The following is a 26,483-nucleotide window of genomic DNA, read 5'->3' on the forward strand; positions in this document are numbered from 1 at the left end:
AGCTTTGTGGGAGCAAAGCTTGCTCGCGATCCAGGCGCTGCGGTCCTCAAGAGACTGCGGCGTTTTCATCGCGGGCAAGCCTTGCTCCCAGACAGCTCGCTCCCACATTCGATCTGGGGTGAGCCTGCAGGGCTCGGCGGCGGTTCAGTTACTGGAGAGCTTGTCGCCGCGGGCGAACTTCCAGGTGCGGATGATTTCCAGCCGGTCGATGTCCGACAAGTCCCCGGTAAACGGCGCGAACGGTGCGGCCAGGCGTACGATCCGTTGGGCCGCCTGGTCCAGCAGCGGCTGGCCGGAAGACTCGAGCACCAGCACTTCATACAGCGAGCCGTCACGGTTGATCGAGACCATTAGCCGCAGGTTGCCGTAGATCTGTTTGCGCCGGGCTTCGTCGGGGTAGTTGAGGTTGCCGATGCGCTCGACCTTCTTGCGCCACTCGTCCTTGTACCAGGCGCCCTTGTCGCGCATGGTCGAGGCGGCGCTCAGGCGGTGGATGCGCGGGCGCTTGGCGTAGAGCTGTTGCTCCTGGGCCAGTTCGGCTTCCAGGCTGGCGATGTCGCTGGACAACTGTGAGCTGTCGAAGGTGGGTTCGGGGGCCTTGGGTTTGGGATCAGGCTTGACCTCTTCCTTGACCGGGGCCTTTTTCGGCTTCGGCGCCACGGTGGTCACGGCTGCCTTGGGCGCCGTCTCCTGCACTTCGGGCTTGGCCGCTGGCGGCGGGGTGACTTTCTGCACCGTATTGTCCTGGAACGGCGCGATCTCGGTGGTCTTGGGGATCGCCTTTTTTTCCAGGGTGCCGCTGCCTTGCTGGTTTTCCTGGGCGAGGAAGTCGGCCTTCTTGGGCTTGGTCTCGCTCTTGAAGGTGGCCAGGGTGATTTCCAGGGTCTGGCTGATCTGCTTGGGCTCGACCGTGGCAAAACCGACGCCCAGCAGCAGGGCCAGGTGGATCAACGCCGCCAGGAACAGGGTAAAACCGAGGCGATCAGCCGGGCGCACGCTACGATGGGCGAGCTCTTGGGGCAGATCGGACGGGAGTGTCATGACAAGGAAACCAACATCGCGTTTTTTTCAGGCCGGGCATGATAACGCAATGTGGGTTTCCTTCAGCAGATCTGGATCAACGAGCCTTGAGCTTCTGATCGATGGCATCCATCAGCATGCCACCGATGTCGGTGCCAAAGGCATTGTCGATTTCGCGGATGCAGGTCGGGCTGGTGACGTTGATCTCCGTCAGGTGCTCGCCGATTACGTCCAGGCCCACGAACAGCAGGCCTTTTTCGCGCAGGGTCGGGCCGACCTGGGCGGCGATCCAGCGATCCTTGTCGGTCAACGGCCGCGCCTCGCCGCGCCCGCCAGCCGCCAGGTTGCCGCGGGTTTCGCCGGCTGCCGGGATGCGCGCCAGGCAATAGTCCACCGGTTCGCCGTCGATCATCAGGATGCGTTTGTCGCCATCGACGATGGCCGGCAGGTAACCCTGGATCATGATCTGCTGCTTGCCGTGCAAGGTCAGGGTTTCCAGGATCACCGAGAGGTTCGGGTGGCCAGCGGTGTGCCGGAAGATCGAGGAGCCGCCCATGCCGTCCAGAGGCTTGAGGATCACGTCGCCGTGATGGTCGGCAAATTCGCGCAACACGTCCGGGCGACGGCTGACGATGGTCGGCGGCGTGCATTGCGGGAACAGCGTGGCGAACAGCTTTTCGTTGCAGTCGCGCAGGCTCTGGGACTTGTTGACCACCAGCACGCCAGCGTTTTCAGCCTGTTCCAGCAGGTAGGTGGAGTACACGAACTCCATGTCGAACGGCGGGTCCTTGCGCATCAGGATCACGTCCAGGTCGCTCAGCAGCGCGTCGCTCTCGGTGCCCAGCTCAAACCACTTCTCGGGGTTGGCGAAGACTTTCAACGGTTTCATCCGCGCCCGAGCCTGGCCTTCGGCCTGGTAGAGGTCGCGCTGTTCCATGTAGAACAGCTCCCAGCCGCGCTTCTGAGCGGCCAGCAGCATGGCCAGCGAGCTATCCTTTTTATAGGAAATGCTGGCGATAGGGTCCATGACAATGCCGACGCGTACGCTCATGGCTTGGTTCCTCGAAATGTGATGGGCACATATTGGCGTGAAAAAGTGGCGTCAGAGTGGCGCCCGGAAGATTGGCGGTCAAGGAAAAACCACCGCGCCGAGCGGCCGATAGATCGGCGATGGAGACTGTGCTAAAAAGGCTGCCATGTGACGTGCGGGCCTTGAACATCAAGGGTTTGCGCTGTCGATCACACTTACGCGTTAAAAACCGGTTCGCAGTGGCAATGGCAGAGCATCTCACGCAGCAGCAACCCAGCGCCTTGAAGGTCATGGTCATCGACGACTCGAAGACCATCCGCCGCACCGCCGAAACCTTGCTGCGCAACGTGGGCTGCGAGGTGATCACGGCCGTCGATGGCTTCGATGCCCTGGCCAAGATCGCCGACCATCATCCGGGCATCATTTTTGTCGACATCATGATGCCGCGCCTCGATGGCTACCAGACCTGTGCCCTGATCAAGAACAACAGCGCGTTCAAGGCCACGCCGGTGATCATGCTGTCGTCCCGCGACGGGTTGTTCGACAAGGCCAAGGGACGCATCGTCGGTTCCGATCAGTTTTTGACCAAACCGTTCAGCAAGGAAGAACTGCTGGGCGCGATACAGGCCCATGTTCCGGGCTTTGCCGCTGTCCAGCCGCACCAGGCACATTAATGACACTTGGCCAACGGGCCTGGGGTCAACAAGAAAATGGGGAACACCATGGCACGAGTTCTGATCGTCGATGATTCGCCGACTGAAATGTACAAACTGACCGGCATGCTGGAAAAGCACGGCCATCAGGTCCTGAAGGCCGAGAATGGCGCCGATGGCGTGGCCCTGGCCCGCCAGGAAAAACCCGATGCGGTGCTGATGGACATCGTCATGCCCGGCCTCAACGGTTTCCAGGCAACGCGCCAGCTGACCAAGGACCCGGACACCGGCCACATCCCCGTGATCATCATCACCACCAAGGACCAGGACACCGACAAGGTCTGGGGCACGCGCCAAGGGGCGAAGGACTATCTGACCAAACCGGTGGACGAAGAAACCCTGATCGCGACCCTGAACAAAGTGCTGGCGGGTTGACGGCGCGGCCATGAGCCAATCCCTGACCGCATTCGAACTGCTGCTGCAGATCGACCGGCGCTGCCGGTTGCTGGGGGCGGACCTGCCCTCCCAGCCGACCCATCGCGCCGGTTGGAGCGGCATTGGCTTTCGCTTGGGCGAGCACTGGTACGTGGCGCCGATGGGTGAAGTCAGCGAAGTGCTGCACGAACCACGTCACACGCATTTGCCCGGGGTCAAGCCGTGGGTGCGTGGAGTGGCTAACCTGCGCGGGCGTTTGTTGCCGTTGATGGACTTGTGCGGGTTCTTTGGCCACGAGCTGTCGACCGTGCGCAAGCAGCGGCGCGTGTTGGTGGTGGATCACGACGAGGTGTTCGCCGGGTTGTTGGTGGACGAGGTCCTTGGGCTGCAGCATTTTGCCCAGGACAGCCTGGAACCGACGCTGGTGGACGACCTCGACGGCCCGGAAGCGGCCTTCGTCAAGGGCCGGTTTGGCGGTGAGCGCGAGTGGCAAGTGTTCAGCCCGTTTGCCCTGGCGCGTTCGCCGGGGTTCATGGATGTGGCGATTTAACGAGATGCAGCGCAGGCCCCTTGTGGGAGCGAGCCGGTGGGAGCACAGCTTGCTCGCGATGGCGGTGCCTCGGTTGGCGAGAAAACTGTGTCGTTCTCATCGCGGGCAAGCCTTGCTCCCACAGAGCCGCACTGGTTGAGCAGGCTGCACGACAAAGGCTTGCTTACAGTTAATAGCTGTAAGTTGGATTGGGCAGTACAGGCGAGAACCGATGATCAAAGCAAAAACAGGCAAGCCACTGGAAGCGTCGCGCAGTCGTTCGCAGATCATCGTGCTGTTCGTCGCGCTGATCGTCTTCATCGTGCTGCTGTTCGCCAACTTCGCTTACCTCAACACCCAATCCACCTATGACAAACAGTACATCGGCCATGCCGGCGAGCTGCGGGTGCTGTCCCAGCGCATCGCCAAGAACGCCACCGAGGCCGCCGCCGGCAAGCCCGCGGCGTTCAAGCTGCTGAGCGATGCGCGCAATGACTTCGCCCAGCGCTGGGGCTCCCTGAAACAGGGCGACCCGGTCACCGGCCTGCCCCCTGCGCCGGCCACCCTTCGTCCGCAGATGCGCGCCGTGCAGCTGGATTGGGAGCGCCTGCTCAAGAACACCGATGCCATCCTCTCCAGCGAACAGACCGTGCTGTCGCTACACCAGGTGGCGGCGACCCTGGCCGAAACCGTGCCGCAGTTGCAGGTCGAGTACGAAAAAGTCGTCGAGATCCTGCTGCAACGCGGCGCGCCGGCCGCCCAGGTGGCCATGGCCCAGCGCCAGTCGCTGCTGGCCGAACGGATCCTCGGCGCGGTGAATACCGTGCTGGCGGGGGACGAAAACGCCAGCCAGGCCGCCGACACCTTCGGGCGCGACGCCGCGCGTTTTGGCCAGGTGCTCAATGGCATGTTGCAAGGTGACCCGGCCCTGAAGATATCCCAGGTCCAGGACCGCGATGCCCGGGCACGCCTGAGCGAAATCAGCGAGCTCTTCGAGTTCGTCTCCGGTTCGGTGGACGAAATCCTCGAGACCTCCCCAGAGCTGTTCAAGGTCCGCGAATCGGCCGGCAACATCTTCAACCTGTCGCAGACCCTGCTCGACGAGGCTTCGCACCTGGCCACCGCCTTCGAAAACCTCGCCGGCGGGCGTTCCGTCAATACCATCGGCGGCTATGTGCTGGGTTTGCTGGCGCTGATGTCGATCATCCTGATTGGCCTGGTGATGGTCCGCGAAACCAACCGCCAGTTGCACGAAACCGCACAAAAGAACGAGCGCAACCAGAACGCGATCATGCGGTTGCTGGATGAAATCGAAGACCTGGCCGATGGCGACCTGACCGTTACTGCTTCGGTCACCGAGGACTTCACCGGCACCATCGCCGACTCCATCAATTACTCGGTGGATCAATTGCGCGATCTGGTGGCGACCATCAACCTCACCGCCGGCCAGGTCGCCGCTGCGGTGCAGGAAACCCAGGCCACGGCGATGCACCTGGCGCAGGCCTCCGAGCACCAGGCCCAGCAAATTTCCGAAGCTTCGACTTCAATTAATGAAATGGCCCAGTCCATCGACCAGGTGTCGGCCAATGCCGCCGAGTCGTCGGCGGTGGCCGAGCGGTCGGTGGAGATTGCCAACAAGGGCAACGAGGTGGTGCACAACACCATTCATGGCATGGACAACATTCGCGAGCAGATCCAGGACACCGCCAAGCGCATCAAGCGCCTGGGTGAGTCATCCCAGGAAATTGGCGACATTGTCAGCCTGATCGACGACATCGCCGACCAGACCAACATCCTGGCCCTCAACGCCGCCATCCAGGCGTCCATGGCCGGTGATGCCGGGCGCGGGTTCGCGGTGGTGGCCGATGAAGTGCAGCGTCTGGCCGAGCGCTCTTCGGCGGCGACGCGGCAAATCGAGACCCTGGTGCGGGCGATCCAGACCGACACCAACGAGGCGGTGATTTCCATGGAGCAGACCACCACCGAAGTGGTGCGCGGTGCGCGACTGGCCCAGGACGCCGGCGTTGCCCTGGAAGAAATCGAAGGCGTGTCCAAGACCCTGGCGGCGCTGATCCAGAGCATTTCCAACGCGGCGCAGCAACAGACCACCTCGGCGGGGCAGATTTCCTTGACCATGAACGTGATCCAGCAGATCACTTCGCAGACTTCATCCGGTTCCACCGCCACTGCCGAGAGCATTGGCAACCTGGCGAAAATGGCCAGCCAGCTGCGTCGTTCGGTGTCGGGGTTCACGTTGCCGGCGGCAGCGGCTGGCGATGAGGAAAAGGGGTGACCAACCGGATCCATCCGTTGGAAAAGGCTTTTTGTGGCGAGGAGGTTTCTGTGGGAGCAAGGCTTGCCCGCGATGAAGATAACGCGGTTCTTCGGGAACCGAGGTGTTTGCATCGCGAGCAAGCTTTGCTCCCACAGGTAAATCCTTTCCCCGCGGGCGTGTTGTGTTCTCCTGATTGGAGTGGTTATGGGTGATCGGCACGACTATGTGGCCCTGGAATGGGTCAAGGGCGAGATTGCCGAAACGCTGAAGCAGGCTCATCTGGCCCTCAACCGCCTGGTGGACGATCCGCAGGCGTCGGATGCCCTCGGGCAATGCCTGGCCTGCATTCACCAGGTCCACGGCGGCCTGCAGATGGTCGAGTTCTACGGTGCGGCGCTGCTGGCCGAGGAGATGGAGCAGCTGTGCGCCGCCCTGCAGGACAACCGCGTCACCCATCGCGACGAAGCCATCAGCCTGTTGAGCCAGGCCCTGGGGCAGTTGCCGATCTATCTGGACCGCGTACAAGGTGCCCGTCGCGACCTGCCGCTGGTGGTGCTGCCTTTGATCAACGACCTGCGCAGTGCCCGGGGCGAGAGCCTGTTGTCGGAAACCAGCCTGTTCAGCCCCGAGTTGCCCGATATTGCGCCGCTCAGCGACGAGGCCTTGCAGCACCTCGAACCCGCTGACCTGCCAAACACCTTGCGCAAACTGCGCCAGACCCTGCAAATGGCCCTGGTGGGCCTGCTGCGCGAACAGGACGACGCGACCCACCTCGGTTACCTGGCCAAGGTCTTCCATCGCCTGGAAACCTTGTGTACTGGGGCACCGCTCAATGCGTTATGGCAGGTGGCCTCGGCGCTGGTCGAAGGCATGCGTGACGGACGTATTGCCAACAGCCCGACGCTGCGCAGTCTGTTCAAGGAAGCCGACAAGGAACTCAAGCGCCTGCTGGACCAAGGCATGCCAGGCATCAATCAGCCGGCACCGCCCCACCTGCTCAAGAGTTTGTTGTTCTATATTGCCAAGGCCGAACATCCCAGCGGGCAGATGCAGATCATGAAAGAACGCTACTCACTGGACGACGCGCTGCCCGACAGCGCCATGGTCGACGAAGAACGCGCGCGCCTGGCCGGGCCCGACCGCGATGCCATGCGCTCGGTGCTTGCCGCGCTGTGCGAGGAACTGGTGCGGGTCAAGGAGCGCCTGGACCTGTTCGTGCGCAGCGATCGCCAGCACGCCTCGGAGCTGGACAGCCTGTTGGCGCCGCTGCGGCAGATCGCCGACACCCTGGCGGTGCTCGGTTTCGGCCAGCCGCGCAAGGTCATCATCGATCAACTGGCGGTGGTCCTGAGCCTCGCCCAGGGCCAGCGCAAGCCGGATGACGCGACCCTCATGGACGTCGCCGGGGCCTTGCTCTACGTCGAGGCGACGCTGGCCGGCATGGTCGGCACCGTCGAGCCCGAGAGCCGCGAAGACACCCACCTGCCCACCACCGACCTGACCCAGATCCACCAGATCGTCATCAAGGAAGCCCACACCTGCCTGCAACAGGCCAAGGACATGATCGTCGACTACATCGACGCGGACTGGAACCGCGAGCAACTGCAGCCCTTGCCGGCGCTGCTGACCCAGGTGCGCGGCGCGCTGGCGATGATTCCCCTGAGCCGTGCCGCCAGCCTGGTGGAGGCCTGCAACGGTTTCATCCGCGACCACCTGTTGCTGGACCAGGCCCAGCCGGGTTGGGAAGAACTCGACCACCTGGCTGACGTGATCACCGGCCTCGAATACTACTTGGAGCGCTTGAGCGAGGACCCGGAAACTCCTGGCGAGCCGTTGCTCGACGGGGTCGAGCGGAGCTTGGCTGCGCTCGGTTATTTTCCTGACGAAGCGCGGGTGCCGGTGCTCGACGATGTATTGAGCCCCAACGAAGCCCAGGTCATGCAGGACTTGCAGGAATGGGACGACCCGCAGACGGTGCAGTCCTTGGCCGAGGTGCTGGCCAGCCCGATCTCGGCGGTCAATCCGCCGGCCAAGAGCACCCCGGGCAGCCTGTTGCCGCCACCGTTTGATGAAAGTCCGGTGGACGACGAGTTGCGCGAGGTCTTCCTCGAGGAAACCGGCGAGGTGCTGGACGTCCTGCGTGAATACCTGCCGCGCTGGATTGCGCATCCCGACGACCACGGCGCCCTGAGCGAACTGCGCCGGGCCTTCCACACCCTCAAGGGCAGTGGCCGGATGGTCCGGGCGCTGGTGCTGGGTGAACTGGCCTGGGCCGTGGAAAACCTGCTCAACCGGGTCCTGGAGCGCAGCGTCGAGCCGTTGGCCTCGGTCCGTCAGTTGATTGAAGACACGGTGCAGTTGTTGCCGGCCCTGGTGGCCGAATTCGCCGCCAATCACCAGCGCCAGCGCGACGACGTCGACCGCTTGGCCGCCCGCGCGCATGTCCTGGCCAAGGGCGGCGATGAGAAGGATGAAGACGAGCAGGACGTGGCCGCCCTCGATCCGCTGCTGTTGAAGATCTTCGACAGCGAAGCCCAGGGCCACCTCGCCAGTCTCAATCGCTTTCTCGATCAGTCGGCCGACCACCTGCCCCTGCAGGCCAGTGATGAGTTGCAGCGGGCCTTGCATACGCTCAAGGGCAGCGCGTCGATGGCCGGCGTGCTGCCGATCGCCGAGCTGGCCGGGGCGATGGATGAGCTGGCCCGGGAATACCGGGCGCATCTGATTGCCCTCGATCTGGATGAGGTCGAATTGCTGCTGGAAGCCGAAGGGCTGCTGCGCCGGGGCCTGCGCCAGTTGCACAGCGAGCCGCTGGCAGCGATCCCTGGCGCCGAGGATCTGATCCAGCGCGCCCAGGCCCTGCTGGCCGAGCGTCTGCACGCCGCCAACAGCGCGCCGGACAAAGCGCTGCGGACCAAGCGCGACCCACAACTGATCAACAACTTCCTCGCCCAGGGCATGGACATCCTGCTGGACGCCGAAAGCCTCTTGCAGCGCTGGCAGCAGCACCCCGGCGAAGGCCAGGAACTGAGTGCGCTGCTCGATGAGCTGACCACCCTCGGCGAAGGCGCGCACCTGGCCGACTTGCACCCGGTGGACGAACTCTGCGAAGCCTTGCTCGACCTCTACGGTGCGGTAGAGGAAAGCAGCCTGGCGGTCAGCGATGAATTTTTCCAGGAGGCCCAGCGCGCCCATGAAGCGCTGATCGACATGCTCGATGAATTGGCGGCCGGGCAGCATGTGCATCCGCAGCCCGAGCGGGTACAGGCCTTGCGCCGCCTGCTCCAGGAGAGCCTCGACCCGTCGGCCACCGGCCTGATCCGCAGCGACGGCAGCCGCACCCTGAGCATCCGCGAACTGGGCCGCGCGACGGCGGAAATGGAGCGTGACGCGCCCGTCGATACCTCGATGGAAGATGACCTCGCGGCGATTTTCCTCGAAGAAGCCCAAGACATCCTCGAAAGCGCCGCCCAGGCCTTGCAACGCTGGTTGGCCGATCCGGATAACGGCGCGCCGCTGTCCTCGCTGCAACGTGACTTGCACACCCTCAAGGGCGGTGCGCGAATGGCTGACATCCGGCCGGTGAGCGACCTGGCCCAGGAGTTGGAAAACCTTTACGAAGGACTGGTGGACCGCCGCTACAGCTACAGCGAGGAACTGGTGCAGCTGCTCGCCAGCAGCCACGAACGCCTCGACCTGTTGCTCGGGCAGTTGCAACAGGGCCAGCCGTTGGGCGATCCCGTTGCGCTGATCGACGCCATTCGACGGTTCCGCCAGGACAAGCCGAACGCCATCGAGACGAACGCAGCGGCCCAGGCCGACGGCGCCGGCCATGATCCCGAGTTGCTGGAAATCTTCCTTGAAGAAGGCTTCGACATCCTCGACAGTTCGGGCGCGGCGCTGCTGCGCTGGCAGGAAGAACCGTCGAATCGCCAGGCCGTGGAAACCTTGCTGCGGGATTTGCACACCCTCAAGGGTGGTGCGCGCATGGTGGAAATCGGGCCCATCGGCGACCTGGCCCACGAGTTGGAAAATCTCTACGAAGGCCTGTCGGCAGGCCTGCTTCAGCCGACCCCGGCGCTGTTCACTTTGTTGCAAAGCAGTCATGACAGATTGGCGCAGATGCTCGATGCAGTACGCGCCGGCCACCCGTGCCCGTTGGCGGACCGACTGATCGCGCAGATCCAGGCGGTGAATCATCCCCAGGAGAATGCTGCACCGCAGGCTGTCTCGGCGCCGGAACCGGTGCCCACTCCCATCGTCAGCCCGCCTGCGGCGCCTGCAAGACCGGAGCCCAGCGCAGCGGGCGACGGTGCGGACATGGTCAAGGTATCCGCCGAACTGCTCGACGACCTGGTGAACCTGGCGGGCGAAACGTCGATCTTCCGTGGGCGTATCGAACAGCAGGTCAACGACGGGCGCGTGGCCCTGGGCGAAATGGAAACCACCATCGAGCGCATGCGCGATCAGTTGCGGCGCCTGGATACCGAAACCCAGGGGCGGATTCTCAGCCGGCAACAGGTGGAGGCCGAGCGCCTGGGCTATGAAGAGTTCGACCCGCTGGAGATGGACCGCCACTCCCAGTTGCAGCAGTTGTCCCGGGCACTGTTCGAGTCCGCCTCGGACTTGCTTGAGCTCAAGGAAACCCTCGACCGCAGCAATCACGATGCCGAGGTCCTGCTGCAACAGCAGGGGCGTATCAACACGGAGCTCCAGGAAGGCCTGATGCGTACGCGCATGGTGCCGTTCGAACGCATGTTGCCACGGCTCAAGCGCATCGTCCGGCAAGTGGCGCAGGAGCTGGGCAAGGACGTGGAATTCCTGGTCGGCAACGCCGACGGCGAGATGGACCGTAACGTGCTGGAGCGCATGGCTGCACCTCTTGAACATATGCTGCGCAACGCCGTCGACCACGGCCTGGAGCCGGCTGACGTGCGCATCGCCGCCGGCAAGCCGGCCCGAGGACGTATCAGCCTCGATCTGTCCCGGGAAGGCGGCGACATCATTTTCGACATCCGCGACGACGGTGCCGGGGTGCCGCTGGAGGCTGTGCGGAACAAGGCGATCAAACGTGGCTTGCTGGCGCCGGACAGCGACATCAGCGAGCGCGACGTGCTGCAGTTCATCTTGCAACCAGGGTTTTCCACGGCCGAGAAAATCACCCAGATATCCGGGCGCGGTGTCGGCATGGACGTGGTCCACGAAGAGGTTCGGCAACTGGGCGGCAGCATGGTCATCGATTCCACGCCGGGGCAGGGCGTGAATTTCCGCATTCGTCTGCCGTTTACCGTGGCGGTGAACCGGGCGTTGATGGTGCACTGTCACGAAGACCAATACGCGATCCCGCTGAACACCATCGAGAGCATTGTCCGGGTGTTGCCCGCCGAGCTGGACGGCTATTACCAGCTTGATCCGCCGACCTACACCTACGCCGGGCAGCGTTACGAGTTGTGCTACCTCGGTGAGCTATTGAAAACCGGCGCCCGGCCGAAACTGCTGGGCCAGAGCCAGCCCTTGCCGGTGCTGCTGGTGCAGTGCAACGAGCGGCACGTCGCCGTGCAGGTGGACGCTACCGCCGGGACCCGGGAGATCGTGGTCAAGAGCCTCGGCCCGCAGTTCTCGGCGGTACAGGGCCTGTCCGGGGCGACGATCCTGGGGGACGGCCGGGTGGTGTTGATTCTCGACCTGCTCGCGCCGATCCGCGCCTTGCCCCACCAGGTCCCGCGCCGCCAAGTGCCGGTAGAAGGCGAGGGCGAATCGCAACGGCCGTTGCTGGTGCTGGTGGTGGACGACTCGGTGACCGTGCGCAAGGTCACCAGTCGCCTGCTGGAACGCCACGGCATGCACGTCCTGACCGCCAAGGATGGCGTGGATGCCATGGCGCTGCTGGCCGAGCACGCCCCGGACCTGATGCTGCTGGACATCGAGATGCCGCGCATGGACGGCTTCGAAGTGGCCACGCAAGTGCGCAACGACCCGCGCCTGGCGCATTTGCCGATCATCATGATCACCTCCCGCACCGGCCAGAAACACCGCGACCGTGCCATGGCCATCGGCGTCAACGACTACCTGGGCAAGCCGTACCAGGAATCGGTGCTGCTCGACAGCATCGCGTACTGGAGCAAAACCCATGCATGACCTGCATCTTCACTCGCGCACCAGCCCACTCACCGGCCTGTTGTTGCCATTGGCTGACCGGCACCTGGTGTTGCCCAACGTGGCCGTGGCCGAACTGATCGACTACCAGAGCAGCGTATTCGATATGGACACCCCGCCGTGGTTCCTGGGCTGGGTGAGCTGGCGCGAACGGCAAATCCCGTTGCTGAGCTTCGAGTCGGCCTGCGGCCAGAAGACCGTGATTGGCGAGCGAGTGCGCATCGTCGTGCTCAACGCCCTCGGCGGACGGCCGGAGCTGCGTTTCATTGCCCTGCTGGTGCAAGGCATCCCGCGCTCCTACAAGCTCGACAGCCAATTGAGCTACGTCGATGTGCCGCTGTGTGGGTTGGAGCAGGCGGCGGTGCAAGTTGGGGAACACGTGGCGAAAGTGCCGGATTTGTTGGCACTGGAGGAGTTGGTGATGGCTGTGGGCCTGATTCAGCCCCACAAACCCTGAGGCATACGAAGTTCCAATGTGGGTGCGAGCTTGCTCGCGATGGCGGCCTGACAGCTGGCCAAAATTTTGTTGATCGGGTACATATCCATTGCTGCGGTAACGGCTGCTTAGGGTTCCGCCCTTACGGCGGGTCACTTTTTTCAGACGCCAAAAAAGTAACCAAAAAGGCTTTGCCCCACCACTCGGTGCCTCGCCTAGGCTCGGCATGCCCGAACGAAGGCATTGCTCCGTGGGCCCGCCGCGAAGGGCCATCCATGGCCCAGCGCGGCTATCCCGGCATCCATGCCGGGATGCCCACTCCACAATGCCTGCGTTCGGCCAGCGTGGTTAACGGGGCGCCGAGATCAACGTCCATCGCGAGGCGGCCTGACAGCCGGCCTGGCTCTTGCGGGTGTACCCCAACCAGATTTGTGTGAGCAGGACCTGTGGGAGCAAAGCTTGCTCGCGAGGCGGCCTGACAGCCGACCTGCGATTGCAGGTGTACCCCAATCCAATTGTGTGCGGGCTTGCTCGCTACCACAAAGGTTCGTACCAATCCGGCAACCATTACTCCAACCGTAACGATCCGCCGTCGAGCTTGATTGATGCCCGCGCCACAACACTCCTAAGGTGACCCCCACGACAGCGAACCCGTGGAGTGGTCATGACAACAACAATATCCCCCGACTCGCGCTGGACGCGGCGGCGCAGCGAAAAGCAGCGGCGTCTCGGGCTGGTGAAGGGGCTTGCCGACGGTGTGGTGCTGCCCACCGACAAGATCGTCGCGGCGCTGGAGGCGTTGATCCTGCCCGGCGACCGTGTAGTGCTGGAGGGCAATAACCAGAAGCAGGCGGACTTCCTTTCCCGCTCCCTGGCGAAAGTCGACCCTTCGAAGCTGCACGATTTACACATGATCATGCCCAGCGTCGGGCGGTCCGAACACCTGGATCTGTTCGAGCGCGGCATTGCCCGTAAGCTCGATTTTTCCTTTGCTGGCACCCAGAGCCTGCGCATCAGCCAGTTGCTCGAAGATGGCCTGCTGGAAATCGGCGCGATTCATACCTATATCGAACTCTATGCCCGGCTGGTGGTGGACCTGATTCCCAACGTGGTGCTCTCGGCCGGTTTCATGGCCGACCGCGCTGGCAATATCTACACCGGCCCCAGCACCGAAGACACACCGGCGCTGATCGAGCCGGCGGCCTTCAGCGACGGTATCGTCATTGTTCAGGTCAACCAGTTGGTGGATGACGTCAGTGACCTGCCGCGAGTCGACATCCCGGCGTCCTGGGTCGATTTCGTGGTGGTGGCCGACAAGCCGTTCTACATCGAGCCGCTGTTCACCCGCGACCCGCGCCACATCAAGCCTGTGCATGTGCTGATGGCGATGATGGCGATCCGCGGGATCTACGAAAAACACAACGTCCAATCCCTCAATCACGGCATTGGTTTCAACACGGCCGCGATTGAATTGATCCTGCCGACCTACGGCGAATCCCTCGGCCTGAAGGGCAAGATCTGCCGCAACTGGACGCTTAATCCGCACCCGACCCTGATCCCGGCCATCGAAAGCGGCTGGGTCGAAAGTGTGCATTGCTTTGGCACTGAGCTGGGCATGGAGAACTATATTGCCGCCCGGCCGGACGTGTTCTTCACCGGCCACGACGGCTCGCTGCGCTCCAACCGCATGGTCTGCCAACTGGCTGGGCAATACGCAGTGGACCTGTTCATCGGCGCGACCCTGCAAGTGGACGGCGACGGCCATTCCTCCACCGTGACCCGTGGCCGCTTGGCTGGCTTCGGTGGGGCGCCGAACATGGGCCACGACCCGCGCGGTCGTCGTCACGGCACGCCAGCCTGGCTCGATATGCGCCACGGCGATGGCGAGGCGCCGTTGCTCGAACGCGGCAAGAAGCTGGTGGTGCAGATGGTCGAGACGTTCCAGGAGGGCGGTAAACCGACCTTCGTCGAAACCCTCGACGCGGTGGACGTGGCGAAGAAAGCCGGCATGCCCCTGGCGCCGATCATGATCTACGGCGACGACGTCACCCATTTGCTCACCGAAGAGGGCATCGCCTACCTGTACAAGGCCCGCTCCCTGGAAGAGCGCCAGGCAATGATTGCTGCGGTGGCCGGCGTTACTGCCATTGGCCTGCGCCATGACCCGAAAGACACCGCGCGCATGCGCCGCGAAGGGCTGATCGCCTTGCCCGAAGACCTCGGTATACGCCGCACCGACGCCACCCGCGAGTTGCTCGCGGCAAAGAGCGTGGCCGACCTGGTGGAGTGGTCCGGTGGTCTCTACAACCCGCCCGCCAAGTTCAGGAGCTGGTAAATGCACGTCTTCAACCTGCAACCGAAAAAACTGTCCTTGACCGAGCACCTGGCGGATATGGCGGTGGACGCGCTGATCGACGAAGCCGACCTCTCGCCTAAACCGGCCTTGGTGGATCGTCGTGGCAATGGCGCCCACACCGACCTGCACCTGGGCCTGATGCACGCCTCGGCACTGTCGCTGTGGCCGGCGTTCAGGGAAATGGCCGAAGCCGCCCTCGACTGTGGCGAGATCGGGCTGCCGCTACGCGAAGCCCTCGGGCGCATCGGCCGTGAGGGGGAAGCCTCGATGCTCGCTACCACTGGCGGCGTCAACACACACCGGGGTGCGATCTGGGCCTTGGGCCTGTTGGTCGCTGCAACGGCGCTGGAACCTGAATCCAGTGCCGCCAGCGCCGTCGCTCTACGCGCTGCCCGCCTGGCCTTGCTCAACGACCGCTATGCGCCCCAACCCTTGAGCCACGGCGCCCAGGTAGCCCAACGCTACGGCGTACGCGGTGCCCGGGAAGAAGCGCAACTGGCGTTCCCGGCGGTGACTGGCCTGGGCCTGCCGCAACTCAAGCGCAGTCGCGCGGCGGGCGCGGGAGAGCAGAACGCCCGGCTCGATGCCTTGCTGGCGATCATGACCACCCTGGCCGATACCTGCGTGCTCTATCGCGCCGGCGAGCCGGGTTTGCAGGCCATGCAACAGGGCGCCAAGGCGGTGCTCGATGCCGGTGGCAGTGCGAGCTTGGGCGGTCGTCGCCAATTGCACGCGCTGGACCAACAACTGATTGCCTTGAACGCCTCGCCCGGCGGCGCTGCCGACCTGCTCGCCGCCTGCCTGTTCCTCGATCGTATCGAGCGCGGCGATGGCCTCTTCCCAGGAGTGTGCTGATGGAAACCTTATCCTTTGAATTCCCTGCCGGGCAGCCGCCACGGGGGCGGGCGCTGGTGGGCTGCGTCGGCTCGGGCGACCTGGAAGTGCTGATCGAGCCCGGCCTGGCAGGCAAGCTGACCATCCAGGTGCAGACCTCGGTCAACGGCAGTGAACAACGCTGGCAGCACCTGTTCGCCCGCATGTTCGACGGCCAGACACCGCCGGCCTTGTCTATCGACATCCACGATTTCGGCGCCACCCCCGGCGTGGTGCGTTTGCGCCTGGAGCAAGGTTTCGAGGAGATCGGCCATGACTGACAGTGCAGCGTTGCTCAACAAGCACAGCTTCGTCGAACTCGGTGCCCGGCAACGGGCCAAGGCCTTGCTCGATGAGGGTACGTTTCGCGAATTGCTCGACCCGTTCCAGCGGATCATGTCGCCGTGGCTGTTGCGCCAAGGCGTGGTGCCGCAAAGCGATGACGGCGTGGTGATCGCCAAGGGTACGCTCGATGGCCTGCCCGTGGTGATCGCCGCCATCGAAGGCGCGTTCCAGGGCGGCAGCCTCGGCGAAGTCGGCGGGGCGAAGATTGCCGGTGCGCTGGAACTGGCCGCCGAGGACAACCGCAAGGGCATCCCGACCCGTGCCGTATTGCTGCTGGAAACCGGCGGCGTGCGTTTGCAGGAGGCCAACCTCGGGTTGGCGGCGATCGCCGAGATTCATTCGGCGATTGTCGACCTGCGCCAATACCAACCGGTGGTCGGCGTGGTGGCCGGCAGCGTCGGCTGTTTTGGTGGCATGTCCATCGCCGCCGGGCTGTGCAGTTATCTGCTGGTGACCCAGGAAGCGCGGCTGGGCCTGAACGGCCCGCAAGTGATCGAACAGGAGGCCGGGATCGACGAATACGACTCCCGCGACCGGCCGTTCATCTGGAGCCTGACCGGCGGCGAGCAACGGTTCGCCAGTGGGTTGGTGGACCGTTACGTCGCCGATGATGTGGCGCAGATCCGTCAACAGGTCGGCGAGTTGCTGCACCTGGGCGTTCCCGCGCAACACCGCAGCGGCCAGGCCGAGCTGTTCCTGCAACGCCTGGCCCGCTTGGACACTGAAGTGCAAATCGAACCGGCCACGGTTCGCCAGTTGTATCAGGGAGAACGCCCATGAGTGCCTATTCATTGAGAGGCTTGCGCTGGTTCGAGGCCTTGGCTGGCGACGCCAAACCGCTGGAAGGCCTGCCGGCTTCGTTGAAAGTCACTGACGTCAGGCTGGGCGAGCAAACCGTGCGCCTGCTGGCGGTGGTGGCTGATCCCGACAGTCGTTTTCCCCGTGCTCGCAATGGCGAAGTCGGTTTGCTGGAGGGTTGGGGTTTGGCTAAAGCGGTGGATGACGCCATCGACGCCGACCGCGATGCAGTCAACAAACGTCCGCTGATCGCCGTTGTCGATGTACCGAGCCAGGCCTATGGGCGGCGTGAAGAAGCCCTGGGCATTCATCAGGCCTTGGCCGGTGCGGCGGACAGCTATGCCCGTGCGCGGCTGGCCGGGCATCCGGTGATCGGTTTGCTGGTGGGCAAGGCCATGTCCGGGGCGTTCCTGGCCCACGGCTACCAGGCCAACCGCCTGATTGCGCTGCGCGACCCGGGGGTGATGGTTCACGCCATGGGCAAGGCCTCGGCGGCGCGAGTCACCCTGCGCAGTGTCGAAGAGCTTGAGGCCTTGGCCGCCAGCGTGCCACCGATGGCCTATGACATCGACAGTTTTGCCAGCCTGGGTCTGCTGTGGGAAACCTTGTCGGTGGAGCAGGTCGAGCAACCGACGGCGGCGGATCTGGCCCGGGTGACGGATTGCCTGCAACAGGCGATCAACGATGTGGCTGGGGCGCCTCGGGGCTTGAGCAGCCGCCTCGGTGCGACCTATCGCGCGGCTTCCAGCACCGTGCGCCAACTGCTGAGAGCACAGTGGTGAATACGTATCTGGCCCATGACCTGCTCTGGGGGATGACCCCGGAACAGGTGCCTGCGGGTGCGCCGGCATGGGTGCTCGAATCGATTGCCGCCGGTCAACCGGTGGTGGTCCGACGCTCGCTGACGGTGCCGGGTCAAATCGCGGTCGGCGTGCGCGGGCGTTCGCGCGAGCAGCGTTATGCAACGTCGATGGTGATTGCTGCGATTTCCCGTCGCGTCAGGCCGGAAGACCTTTGTCACGTTGCGTCGACTCGCGACTTGCCAGCCCTGCAAGCGCTGTCCTGCCTGCGTCCGCTGCTCGATGCCAGTGGCTGGGCCTGGGGCGTCAGCGGCAGCGCCGGGTTCGAGCTCGCCACAGGTGTCGAGGCGCTGCATGAACGCAGCGACCTGGATCTGATTCTGCGGGTGCCGCATTTTCTCGATCGTCTCCACGCCAGGGAATTGCTGGCGCAACTGGATGCCTCGGTTTGCGCCGTGGATATGCAATTGCAAACGCCCTGCGGTGCCGTCGCCTTGCGCGAGTGGGCGGGTTCGTCGCGGCGGGTCCTGCTCAAGGATGATGTGCAGGCACGGCTGGTGAACGATCCTTGGCAGCCTTCATTGGAGCAAGTCGCGTGAGCAGCCTCTTCGTCTTTCCCGGCCAGGGTGCGCAGCGCGTGGGCATGCTCCACGGCCTGGCGCCGCAAGTCCTCGACGAGGCGGGTGACGTGCTCGGTGAGGACGTCTTGCAGTTGGACAGTGCCGAGGCGCTGCAATCGACCCGCGCCGTGCAACTGTGCCTGTTGATTGCCGGCGTGGCGGCGTCGCGGCGATTGCTGGAACAGGCGCCTGCGCCGGACTACGTGGCGGGACTGTCCATCGGCGCTTATCCAGCGGCGGTGGTGGCCGGGGCGCTGGGGTTCGAGGATGCGTTGCGACTGGTCAGCCTGCGGGGCGAATTGATGCAGCGGGCGTATCCGCAAGGCTATGGCATGACCGCGATCATCGGCCTGGACCTCGCGGCAGTGGAAGCGTTGCTGGCGCAGGTGCACAGCGACCGCACCCCGGTCTACCTGGCCAACATCAACGCGGATAATCAGGTGGTCATCGCCGGCAGTGACGAGGCCATGAACAACGTTGCCAGGCAGGCGCGAAGCCTGGGTGCCGGGAAGGCCTGTCGGCTGGCGGTGAGCGTGCCGTCCCATTGCCCGTTGCTGGAAGCACCGGCCCGGGCATTGGCCCAGGCATTTGCCGACGTGCCGTTGAAAGCACCAGCCTTGGGTTATCTCAGCGGTAGCCGCGCGCGACCGGTGATCAACACCGAGGCCTTGCGCGACGACCTGGCGCTCAACATGTGCCGCGTGGTGGATTGGCGCGGTACCGTGCAAAGCGCTTACGAACGCGGTGTGCGGCTACAGATCGAACTGCCGCCCGGTGCGGTGCTGACCGCCCTGGCGCGCCGGGTGTTCGAGCAGGGCACTGTCATGGCTTTCGACGGCGCCCGGCTCGACACCTTGCAGGCGCTGTTGCGTGAGGAGGGAAACCGCCAACCCTAAACCACCGACTCAAGCTGGCGAAGCACAAAAACAACAACTTCGACGATGCACTTTGAGGACTACAACAATGATTATCTACGGTGTGGCATTTTTGGCCTTTTGTACCCTGGCGGGTATTTTTATCGGTGAGCTGCTGGGCAAATTGATCGGCGTGCCGGCCAACGTCGGCGGCGTCGGCATTGCGATGCTGTTGTTGATCGGCCTGGGCAGCTACCTGAGCAAGCGCGGCCTGTTCAAGGGCAAATCCGAGGCCGGCGTGGAATTCTGGAGCGCGGTCTACATCCCCATTGTGGTCGCGATGGCGGCGCAGCAAAACGTCTACGGCGCGCTCAAGGGCGGGCCGATGGCGATCCTGGCCGGAACCCTGGCGGTGGTGATTGCCTTTGCGTTGGTGCCGGTGCTGGTGCGCATTGGCAACAAAGGGCCTCAGGCCGACGTTTCCGTTAAGACGGTCGGGTGATTGCCATGTACGAATCCATGATGAAAGTGATCACCGGCTACGGCCTGATCAGCGGTTTCGCCATTGTCGGCATCACCATGTGGGTGTCCTACTGGATCAGCAACACGTTCACCAAAGGTCGCCTGCATGGTTCGGCCATCGCCATTCTCCTGGGGCTGGTGCTTTCCTACATTGGCGGGGCAATGACCGGCGGGCAGAAGGGCGTGGTGGACATTCCGCTGCTGTCCGGGATTGGTTTGCTGGGCGGTGCGATGCTGCGGGACTTTGCCATCGTCGCCACGGCGTTCGGCGTGAGTATCGAAGAACTCAAGCGCGCCGGTTTCGTTGGGGTGCTGGCGCTGTTTGTCGGAGTCGGTACGTCGTTCATTGCTGGCGTCGGGGTCGCGATGGCTTTCGGTTACACCGATGCGGTGAGCCTGACCACCATTGGCGCCGGGGCGGTGACCTACATCGTCGGGCCGGTGACCGGGGCGGCGATAGGTGCCAGTTCCGAAGTGATGGCGCTGTCCATTGCCGCCGGGTTGATCAAGGCGATCCTGGTGATGGTGGCGACGCCGTTCGTGGCACCGATGATTGGCCTGAATAATCCACGCAGTGCGGTGATTTTCGGTGGTTTGATGGGCACCTCTAGCGGCGTGGCCGGCGGGCTGGCGGCCACCGATCCGAAGCTGGTGCCGTATGGCTGCCTGACGGCGGCGTTCTATACGGCGCTTGGGTGCTTGTTGGGGCCTTCGTTGTTGTTTCTGATCATGCGGGGGTTGATGGGGTAGGGCTTTGAATTTGCGCTGAACGGGCTGTCCTCATCGCGAGCAGGCTCGCTCCCACAGGGGATTTGTGAACACCGATCCAATGTGGGAGCGAGCCTGCTCGCGATGAAGGCAACACGGTGTCAAACCTGGCGATTGGCATACATCCGACACTCAGCCAACAGCGCCAGCAAATTCGGATCACGCTCCTTGGCTTTCAGGAACACCACGCCAATGCGCTGTTGTAGCCGATACCTTTCCTGCAACGGGATCAATTTCACCCGGTTTTCATACACCGCCGCAATTCGCCCCGGCAACAACGCATAGCCCACCCCGGAGCTGACCATGCTCAGCAGGGTGAAGATGTCGTTGACCTGCATCGCCACCTTCGGTTCGAACCCCGCCTGCTTGAACACCCGGATACCGTCCTGGTGCGTGGCAAAACCCTGGGTCAGAGTGATGAACGTCTCGTCGCGCACCTCGGCCAGATCGACTTCAGTGCGTTGGGCAAAGGGTGAGTCGGCCGGTGTGGCGAGGAAGATGTCGTCGGAAAACAGCTCGATATGCTCGCAATCCGGATCGTTCACGCTGTCGTCCAGGGAGATCAGGATCGCGTCCACCTCCATGTTCTTGAGCTTGTACAGCAGGTCGATGTTCGAACCCAGGATCAGGTCGATATTGAGCTCGCTGCGGCGGATTTTCAGGCCCATGATCAGTTGCGGCACGGTCTTGACCGTCAACGAATACAGCGAGCCGAGCTTGAAGCGTTCGGCGGAGAAGCCGGCGGCTTCGCGGGTCAGGCGTACGCTTTCGATCACGTCCTGGATCAGCTTCTGTGCCCGCTCCTCCAGCACATAAGCGCTTTCCAGCGGCGTGAGGTTGCGGCCTTCGTGCTTGAACAACGGGCAACGCAGGGCGCTCTCCAGCGAGTGAATGGCCCGGTGCACACTGACGTTGCTGGTCTGCAGCTCGGCCGCCGCTCGCGCCAGGTTGCCGGTGCGCATGAAGGCCAGGAATACCTCGAGTTTCTTCAGGGTCAATTCTTCGTCGATCAGCATGGGGCGGACTCTTATTCGTATTACCCGATTGTGCCCCAATCGGTCTTGGGATGTGATCGTTCCCACGCTCTGCGTGGGAATGCCTCAAGGGACGCTCTGCGTCCGCTTCGGGACGCGGAGCGTCCCCGGCTGCATTCCCACGCGGAGCGTGGGAACGATCATTAGCCTTGCTTCCACAGCAAGCAAAGCATTGCACTTTGACGCGCCAGGCCTGAGCCTTGGCGTCTGTTCTGGAATGTGAGGTGGGACTGGATGTATCACGGGGAACGACTCAACGCCTGGACGCACTTGGTCGGGGCGGTGGCGGCTTTTATCGGGGCGGTGTGGTTGCTGGTGATTGCCGGGATGGCGGGCGATCCGTGGAAGATCGTCAGCGTGGCGATCTACGGGTTCACCTTGCTGGTGCTGTACAGCGCTTCGACGGTTTACCACAGCGTGCGCGGTCGCAAAAAAGCCATCATGCAGAAGGTCGATCACTTTTCGATCTACCTGCTGATCGCCGGCAGCTATACGCCATTCTGCCTGGTGACCCTGCGCGGGCCGTGGGGCTGGACCTTGTTCGGGATCGTCTGGGGGCTGGCACTGATCGGGATCCTGCAGGAGATCAAGCCGCGTTCCGAAGCGCGGATCCTGTCGATCGTCATCTACGCCGTGATGGGCTGGATCGTGCTGGTGGCGGTCAAGCCGCTGCTGGCGGCCCTGGGCAGCACCGGATTTGCCTGGCTGGCCTCGGGCGGCGTGTTGTACACCGTGGGCATCATATTTTTCGCCCTCGACCATCGGCTGCGCCACGCCCACGGGATCTGGCACCTGTTTGTGATCGCCGGCAGCTTGTTGCACTTCGTGGCGATCCTGCTCTACGTGCTCTAACGACGTCCCGCCACCGCGAATAGGCGATCCAGTTGCGCCTGGGCCTGGCTGGCGAAAATGTCCAGCAACGCGCCGAGGGTGTGCACCGGCGCCTCGTTGGCCCGGGTCACGGCATACAGGGAAATGGGCAGCGGTGGCGACAACGGCCGGATGGCCGTGCGGGTGTTCGAGGCACCGAGGGCAGTGAACGGGTCGATCACCGCCAGCCCGGCACCGGACTCGACCATGGCCCGGGCCAATGAATACGTCTGTACGGCGATGCTGATACGCGGCGGCGGTTCCACGGCCTTGAGATAGCCGTCCAGCCTGGCCGACAGCGGGTCGGCGCTGGACAGGCCGATCAACGGTGCACCGGCCAGTGCCTGCAAGGGCATCGGCCGGCCCACCTGTGCGTCGGTCCAATGCCCGCTCGGCGCCAGGGCCACCAGCACACCGCTGGCCAGGGCCTGGGCCTTGAGTCCCGGATGATCGGGCGGTTGCAGGGTCAGGGCGACGTCGATTTCGCGCATCAACAGGTTCTGCACCAGTTCGCGGCTGTGGGCGCTGGACAATTCGCAGGCGATGTCCGGATAACGCTGTGTCCATTGATGAACCGCCGCAGGCAGCAGCGACAGGGCCAGGGCCGGTGTCGCGCCGATCCGCAGGCTGTGGCCCGGCTCGCGCCGCAGGCTCTGGGCAAGGCGCCGGACACCTTGCAGGCTCTCGCTGACCTTATCGACTTCGCGCTCAAGCTCCAGCGCCTCAGGCGTGGCCTGCAACTTGCCACGCACCCGCAGAAACAACGCAAACCCCAATTGCTGCTCGGCATGCTGCAACACTTTGGTCACCGCCGGTTGCGAAACATGCAGCAGTTGGGCCGCACCGCTGATGGAGCCGGCCTGGCGGATGGCCTGGAATATCTCGATATGGCGAAGACGCATGGCGAGCCCATAACCTTTGTTTATAGGGAGTCCATCTTTATTCATTGTTCGAGGCCTGTCACCTGGCCCTAACCTCAAGCCACTGAAAACGGATGTGAGATGGACATGGCACAGCGGGTTTGCATCATCGGTGGTGGCGTGGTCGGGCTGGCGACGGCTTATGCACTGGTGCGCGACGGCGTCGACGTGACGCTGGTGGAGGCCCGGGAGACCTTGGGCAGCGAGACCAGTTTCGCCAACGGTGGCCAGTTGTCCTATCGCTACGTCACCCCGCTGGCGGACGCCGGGGTGCCCTGGCAGGCGCTGGGATGGATGCTGCGCGGTGATTCGCCGCTCAAGTTGCGACCGCGCCTGGACCCGGCGCAGTGGCGCTGGATGGCCGCGTTCATCGGCGCCTGCCGGACCTCGGTCAACCGGCGTAACGGCGCCCACCTGTTGCGCCTGGCGCTGTTGAGCCAGGCGACTTTGCAGGACTGGCGCGAGCAAGACCGCCTCGACGGTTTCAACTGGCGGCGCAACGGCAAGCTAGTGACGTTTCGCGACGCGAGGCATTTCCAGCGTGCGCGGCAGGGGTTGCTGGACAGTGCCCACCAGCAGGTGCTTGGCCCCATCGAGTGCGCGAACCTGGAACCGGCCCTGGCCGGCGTGCCGTACGTGGGCGGGGTCTACACGCCGGCTGAGGAGGTCGCCGATTGCCATGCCTTCTGCCAGCAATTGGCGGCACGTTTGCGAGCTTCGGGGCGCTGCGAGTTCCTGTTGGGGCACCCGGTCAGCGGCATCGAACACGTCGACGGTGCGGTGCAGGCCATTGTGCTGGACGGTCAGCGGCTGCCGGTGGAGCAACTGGTGATTGCCGCCGGCCATCGCAGCGCGGCGCTTGCATTGCCCGGGGTGCGGATGCCGCTGTATCCGCTCAAGGGCTACAGCCTGACCGTGCCCATTGGTCCACAGCATCGGGCCCCCCAGTTGAGCATCACCGACTATGACCGCAAGGTCGTCTACGCGCGCATCGGCGAACAGCTGCGCGTTGCGGCGATGGTGGACATCGTCGGTTTCGACCCGACGCCGGACCCCAAGCGCCTGGCCCTGATCAAGCGCCAGGCCCTGGAAACCTTCCCCCAAGGTGGGGATTACTCGCGCGCCGTCGAATGGGCCGGCATGCGCCCGGCGACCCCCAGCGGCGTGCCGCTGATCGGCGCCACCGGCTACCGTAACCTGTGGCTCAACCTCGGCCATGGGGCCTTGGGCTTTACCCTGGCGTGTGGCAGCGCTCGCTTGCTCAGCGAGCTGATCGGCCAGCACACGCCTTCCATCGACTTGCAGGGCCTGACGCCCCGCGCCGCCTGACCCACCCAACGGAGAATAACAATGCAAAAAATCACGTTGATCGGCTGCACCCTGAGCCTGTTGTTAAGCGTCCAGGCCCATGCCAATGAAGCACCCCCGGCCGGCACACTGGACAAGATCGCCAGCACCCGCAGCATTACCCTGGGCTATCGCGACGCTTCGGTACCGTTTTCCTACGTCGGTGACAGCGGCGGCCAGCCGATGGGTTACTCGGTGGAACTGGCGGGCAAGATTGTCGAGCGGATCAAGACCCAGCTGGCGTTGCCGCAACTGGACGTGAAGTACAACCTAGTCACGTCCCAGACCCGCATTCCACTGGTGCAGAACGGCACCGTGGACCTGGAGTGCGGCTCTACCGGGGTGACGGCCGAGCGGCAGAAGCAAGTGGCGTTTTCCTACGGTTTCATCTATGTGAAGGGCCAGTTGCTGACGGCCAAGGACAGTGGCATCCACAGCTTCGCCGACCTGCGCGGCAAGAACGTGGTCACCACCGCCGGCACCACCAACGAACGCTTCCTGAAAAGCTACAACCAGGACAACAACGCCGAGATGTTCATCATCAGCGCCAAGGACCACGGCGAATCCTTCCAGATGCTCGAGACAGGCCGGGCGGCGGCATTCTACATGGACGATGCGTTGCTATACGGTGAACGGGCCAAGGCCCGCGACCCGCACAAATGGGTGGTGGTGGGGCAAGAGCAATCACGGGAAATCTATAGCTGCATGGTGCGCAAGGACGACCCGCAATTCCTGGCGCTGGTCAATGCGACCCTGGCTGATTTGTACAAGTCGGGGGAGATCAACGACATTTACGACCGTTGGTTCCAGAAACCGATTCCACCCAAGGGCCTGAACCTGGAATTCCCGATGACCAGCGAGTTGAAGGCGATCATCGCCAAGCCGACCAGCGAGCCGGTGCAGTAGGCCTGTGGGAGCGAGCGTGCTCGCGATAGCGCCGGATCAGTCAGCATCGATGTTGAATGACCCACTGCTATCGCGAGCAAGCTCGTTCCCACATGGGTTCTATATTCGACTCTAGAAATCCCCCCACAACTGCTGCGCCACCGCCAGCGCCACTACTGGCGCGGTTTCAGTGCGCAGCACGCGAGGGCCGAGGCGGGCGGCGTGGTAGCCGGCGGTCTTGGCCTGTTCGACTTCGGCGTCCGACAAACCGCCTTCAGGACCAATCAGGAACGCCAATGTCGACGGTTTGTCATGGCTGACCAGCGGCTCGGCCACCGGATGCAGCACCAGCCTCAGCTCGGCCTCGGTCTGTTTCAGCCAGTCAGCCAGTAGCAGGGGCGGGTGGATGACCGGCACGTTCGAGCGCCCGCATTGCTCGCAGGCGCTGATTGCCACCTGGCGCCAGTGCAGCAGGCGCTTGTCGGCGCGCTCGTCCTTGAGGCGCACTTCGCAGCGTTCGCTGAAAATCGGCGTGATCTCACTGACCCCCAGCTCCGTGGCTTTCTGGATCGCCCAATCCATGCGCTCGCCTCGGGACAGGCCTTGGCCGAGGTGAATGCGCAGTGGTGATTCAGGTTGTCCGGCGAACTGCTCGTCCAATTGCACCCGCACGCGTTTCTTGCCGACCTCGGCCAGGGTGCCGCGAAACTCCTGGCCCGAGCCATCGAACACCTGCACCGCATCGCCCTCGGCCATGCGCAGCACACGGCCGATGTAGTGGGCCTGGGCTTCAGGCAGTTCGTGGTCGCCGAGGCTCAGGGGCGCGTCGATGAAGAAGCGGGACAGTCTCATGTTTTGTTCTCTCGATCGTTCCCACGCTCTGCGTGGGAATGCCGCCATGGACGCTCTGCGTCCGCTGTGGATGTGACGCGGAGCGTCACGGGATGCATTCCCACG

The 26,483-nt window shown here is 63.8% G+C and carries 23 protein-coding genes; 18 read left to right on the top strand and 5 right to left on the bottom strand.

Features of this window, described 5'->3' with window-relative positions; genetic code table 11:
* Positions 1-144: 144 nt before the first annotated feature.
* Positions 145-1,041 carry an energy transducer TonB gene (locus KGA89_RS17605; RefSeq protein ID WP_003206470.1) on the bottom strand — a complete coding sequence of 299 codons (897 nt, stop codon included), beginning with the start codon at positions 1,039-1,041 and terminating at the stop codon, positions 145-147.
* A gap of 76 nt (positions 1,042-1,117) precedes the next feature.
* Positions 1,118-2,071, bottom strand: coding sequence for a glutathione synthase (gshB, locus tag KGA89_RS17610; protein WP_223472137.1), 954 nt, complete (start codon positions 2,069-2,071; stop codon positions 1,118-1,120).
* Positions 2,072-2,295: 224 nt separating this feature from the next.
* Between gshB and KGA89_RS17615 the strand changes: the two genes are divergently transcribed.
* The 15 genes from KGA89_RS17615 (at position 2,296) to madM (ending at position 20,452) form a co-directional block, all read left to right on the top strand.
* The gene (locus tag KGA89_RS17615) at positions 2,296-2,724 is read left to right on the top strand and encodes a PleD family two-component system response regulator (protein ID WP_003206467.1); all 429 of its coding nucleotides are present in this window, start codon (positions 2,296-2,298) and stop codon (positions 2,722-2,724) included.
* A 48-nt stretch (positions 2,725-2,772) separates the two neighbouring features.
* Positions 2,773-3,138 (top strand): twitching motility response regulator PilH, encoded by a 366-nt coding sequence (gene pilH / locus KGA89_RS17620; RefSeq protein WP_003206465.1) that lies wholly within the window; start codon positions 2,773-2,775, stop codon positions 3,136-3,138.
* A gap of 10 nt (positions 3,139-3,148) precedes the next feature.
* Positions 3,149-3,688 carry a chemotaxis protein CheW gene (locus tag KGA89_RS17625; protein WP_003206464.1) on the top strand — a complete coding sequence of 180 codons (540 nt, stop codon included), beginning with the start codon at positions 3,149-3,151 and terminating at the stop codon, positions 3,686-3,688.
* Between the two features lie 211 nt (positions 3,689-3,899).
* Positions 3,900-5,960 carry a methyl-accepting chemotaxis protein gene (locus tag KGA89_RS17630; protein WP_223472138.1) on the top strand — a complete coding sequence of 687 codons (2,061 nt, stop codon included), beginning with the start codon at positions 3,900-3,902 and terminating at the stop codon, positions 5,958-5,960.
* Between the two features lie 186 nt (positions 5,961-6,146).
* Positions 6,147-12,080, top strand: a complete 5,934-nt coding sequence (locus KGA89_RS17635) for an Hpt domain-containing protein (RefSeq protein WP_223472139.1) — start codon at positions 6,147-6,149, stop codon at positions 12,078-12,080.
* On the top strand, positions 12,073-12,555 hold the full coding sequence (locus KGA89_RS17640) for a chemotaxis protein CheW (protein ID WP_223472140.1): 483 nt from the start codon (positions 12,073-12,075) through the stop codon (positions 12,553-12,555). Before KGA89_RS17635 ends, KGA89_RS17640 begins: the two co-directional genes overlap by 8 nt.
* A 643-nt stretch (positions 12,556-13,198) precedes the next feature.
* Positions 13,199-14,869 carry a malonate decarboxylase subunit alpha gene (gene mdcA, locus KGA89_RS17645; protein ID WP_003206457.1) on the top strand — a complete coding sequence of 557 codons (1,671 nt, stop codon included), beginning with the start codon at positions 13,199-13,201 and terminating at the stop codon, positions 14,867-14,869.
* The gene (locus KGA89_RS17650; RefSeq protein WP_223472141.1) at positions 14,870-15,745 is read left to right on the top strand and encodes a triphosphoribosyl-dephospho-CoA synthase; all 876 of its coding nucleotides are present in this window, start codon (positions 14,870-14,872) and stop codon (positions 15,743-15,745) included.
* Positions 15,745-16,044 (top strand): malonate decarboxylase subunit delta, encoded by a 300-nt coding sequence (locus KGA89_RS17655; protein WP_003206454.1) that lies wholly within the window; start codon positions 15,745-15,747, stop codon positions 16,042-16,044. Before KGA89_RS17650 ends, KGA89_RS17655 begins: the two co-directional genes overlap by 1 nt.
* Positions 16,037-16,888, top strand: a complete 852-nt coding sequence (locus KGA89_RS17660) for a biotin-independent malonate decarboxylase subunit beta (RefSeq protein ID WP_223472142.1) — start codon at positions 16,037-16,039, stop codon at positions 16,886-16,888. Before KGA89_RS17655 ends, KGA89_RS17660 begins: the two co-directional genes overlap by 8 nt.
* Positions 16,885-17,688, top strand: a complete 804-nt coding sequence (gene mdcE / locus KGA89_RS17665; RefSeq protein WP_223472143.1) for a biotin-independent malonate decarboxylase subunit gamma — start codon at positions 16,885-16,887, stop codon at positions 17,686-17,688. The genes KGA89_RS17660 and mdcE overlap by 4 nt, the downstream gene beginning before the upstream one ends.
* Entirely contained in the window at positions 17,685-18,305 is a 621-nt protein-coding gene (locus tag KGA89_RS17670; protein WP_223472144.1) for a malonate decarboxylase holo-ACP synthase, read from the top strand. The genes mdcE and KGA89_RS17670 overlap by 4 nt, the downstream gene beginning before the upstream one ends.
* Complete coding sequence (gene mdcH, locus KGA89_RS17675) at positions 18,302-19,222, top strand: malonate decarboxylase subunit epsilon (protein ID WP_003206448.1); 921 nt, start codon at positions 18,302-18,304, stop codon at positions 19,220-19,222. Before KGA89_RS17670 ends, mdcH begins: the two co-directional genes overlap by 4 nt.
* 67 nt (positions 19,223-19,289) lie before the next feature.
* Positions 19,290-19,682: a malonate transporter subunit MadL gene (gene madL, locus KGA89_RS17680; protein ID WP_013694456.1), complete on the top strand. Its 393-nt coding sequence runs from the start codon at positions 19,290-19,292 to the stop codon at positions 19,680-19,682.
* A 5-nt stretch (positions 19,683-19,687) separates the two neighbouring features.
* Entirely contained in the window at positions 19,688-20,452 is a 765-nt protein-coding gene (gene madM / locus KGA89_RS17685; RefSeq protein ID WP_003206444.1) for a malonate transporter subunit MadM, read from the top strand.
* Between the two features lie 119 nt (positions 20,453-20,571).
* Here the strand turns inward: madM and KGA89_RS17690 are convergent, their stop codons facing one another.
* Positions 20,572-21,486, bottom strand: a complete 915-nt coding sequence (locus KGA89_RS17690; RefSeq protein WP_223472145.1) for a LysR substrate-binding domain-containing protein — start codon at positions 21,484-21,486, stop codon at positions 20,572-20,574.
* Positions 21,487-21,738: 252 nt separating this feature from the next.
* On the opposite strand from KGA89_RS17690, the gene trhA reads away from it, so the two are divergent.
* A complete protein-coding gene (gene trhA / locus KGA89_RS17695) occupies positions 21,739-22,356 on the top strand; it encodes a PAQR family membrane homeostasis protein TrhA (RefSeq protein ID WP_003206441.1) in 618 nt (205 codons plus the stop codon).
* Here trhA and KGA89_RS17700 read toward each other — a convergent pair.
* Positions 22,353-23,276: a LysR family transcriptional regulator gene (locus tag KGA89_RS17700; protein ID WP_223472146.1), complete on the bottom strand. Its 924-nt coding sequence runs from the start codon at positions 23,274-23,276 to the stop codon at positions 22,353-22,355. The genes trhA and KGA89_RS17700 overlap by 4 nt on opposite strands.
* A gap of 105 nt (positions 23,277-23,381) precedes the next feature.
* On the opposite strand from KGA89_RS17700, the gene KGA89_RS17705 reads away from it, so the two are divergent.
* Positions 23,382-24,623, top strand: a complete 1,242-nt coding sequence (locus tag KGA89_RS17705; RefSeq protein ID WP_223472187.1) for a D-amino acid dehydrogenase — start codon at positions 23,382-23,384, stop codon at positions 24,621-24,623.
* A 21-nt stretch (positions 24,624-24,644) separates the two neighbouring features.
* The gene (locus tag KGA89_RS17710) at positions 24,645-25,547 is read left to right on the top strand and encodes a transporter substrate-binding domain-containing protein (protein WP_223472147.1); all 903 of its coding nucleotides are present in this window, start codon (positions 24,645-24,647) and stop codon (positions 25,545-25,547) included.
* Positions 25,548-25,658: 111 nt separating this feature from the next.
* On the opposite strand, the gene KGA89_RS17715 is transcribed toward KGA89_RS17710, so the two are convergent.
* Positions 25,659-26,378: a 16S rRNA (uracil(1498)-N(3))-methyltransferase gene (locus tag KGA89_RS17715; protein WP_223472148.1), complete on the bottom strand. Its 720-nt coding sequence runs from the start codon at positions 26,376-26,378 to the stop codon at positions 25,659-25,661.
* Between the last annotated feature and the right edge of the window lie 105 nt (positions 26,379-26,483).

This window comes from Pseudomonas sp. A-RE-22 (assembly GCF_019956035.1).
Taxonomy (GTDB): Bacteria; Pseudomonadota; Gammaproteobacteria; order Pseudomonadales; family Pseudomonadaceae; genus Aquipseudomonas; species Aquipseudomonas brassicacearum.

Bases quoted from the DNA above. Each gene is read 5' to 3' on its own strand.
- KGA89_RS17605 (WP_003206470.1), bottom strand. From the start codon at position 1,041: ATGACACTCCCGTCCGATCTGCCCCAAGAGCTCGCCCATCGTAGCGTG.
- gshB (WP_223472137.1), bottom strand. From the start codon at position 2,071: ATGAGCGTACGCGTCGGCATTGTCATGGACCCTATCGCCAGCATTTCC.
- KGA89_RS17615 (WP_003206467.1), top strand. From the start codon at position 2,296: ATGGCAGAGCATCTCACGCAGCAGCAACCCAGCGCCTTGAAGGTCATG.
- pilH (WP_003206465.1), top strand. From the start codon at position 2,773: ATGGCACGAGTTCTGATCGTCGATGATTCGCCGACTGAAATGTACAAA.
- KGA89_RS17625 (WP_003206464.1), top strand. From the start codon at position 3,149: ATGAGCCAATCCCTGACCGCATTCGAACTGCTGCTGCAGATCGACCGG.
- KGA89_RS17630 (WP_223472138.1), top strand. From the start codon at position 3,900: ATGATCAAAGCAAAAACAGGCAAGCCACTGGAAGCGTCGCGCAGTCGT.
- KGA89_RS17635 (WP_223472139.1), top strand. From the start codon at position 6,147: ATGGGTGATCGGCACGACTATGTGGCCCTGGAATGGGTCAAGGGCGAG.
- KGA89_RS17640 (WP_223472140.1), top strand. From the start codon at position 12,073: ATGCATGACCTGCATCTTCACTCGCGCACCAGCCCACTCACCGGCCTG.
- mdcA (WP_003206457.1), top strand. From the start codon at position 13,199: ATGACAACAACAATATCCCCCGACTCGCGCTGGACGCGGCGGCGCAGC.
- KGA89_RS17650 (WP_223472141.1), top strand. From the start codon at position 14,870: ATGCACGTCTTCAACCTGCAACCGAAAAAACTGTCCTTGACCGAGCAC.
- KGA89_RS17655 (WP_003206454.1), top strand. From the start codon at position 15,745: ATGGAAACCTTATCCTTTGAATTCCCTGCCGGGCAGCCGCCACGGGGG.
- KGA89_RS17660 (WP_223472142.1), top strand. From the start codon at position 16,037: ATGACTGACAGTGCAGCGTTGCTCAACAAGCACAGCTTCGTCGAACTC.
- mdcE (WP_223472143.1), top strand. From the start codon at position 16,885: ATGAGTGCCTATTCATTGAGAGGCTTGCGCTGGTTCGAGGCCTTGGCT.
- madL (WP_013694456.1), top strand. From the start codon at position 19,290: ATGATTATCTACGGTGTGGCATTTTTGGCCTTTTGTACCCTGGCGGGT.
- madM (WP_003206444.1), top strand. From the start codon at position 19,688: ATGTACGAATCCATGATGAAAGTGATCACCGGCTACGGCCTGATCAGC.
- KGA89_RS17690 (WP_223472145.1), bottom strand. From the start codon at position 21,486: ATGCTGATCGACGAAGAATTGACCCTGAAGAAACTCGAGGTATTCCTG.
- trhA (WP_003206441.1), top strand. From the start codon at position 21,739: ATGTATCACGGGGAACGACTCAACGCCTGGACGCACTTGGTCGGGGCG.
- KGA89_RS17700 (WP_223472146.1), bottom strand. From the start codon at position 23,276: ATGCGTCTTCGCCATATCGAGATATTCCAGGCCATCCGCCAGGCCGGC.
- KGA89_RS17705 (WP_223472187.1), top strand. From the start codon at position 23,382: ATGGCACAGCGGGTTTGCATCATCGGTGGTGGCGTGGTCGGGCTGGCG.
- KGA89_RS17710 (WP_223472147.1), top strand. From the start codon at position 24,645: ATGCAAAAAATCACGTTGATCGGCTGCACCCTGAGCCTGTTGTTAAGC.
- KGA89_RS17715 (WP_223472148.1), bottom strand. From the start codon at position 26,378: ATGAGACTGTCCCGCTTCTTCATCGACGCGCCCCTGAGCCTCGGCGAC.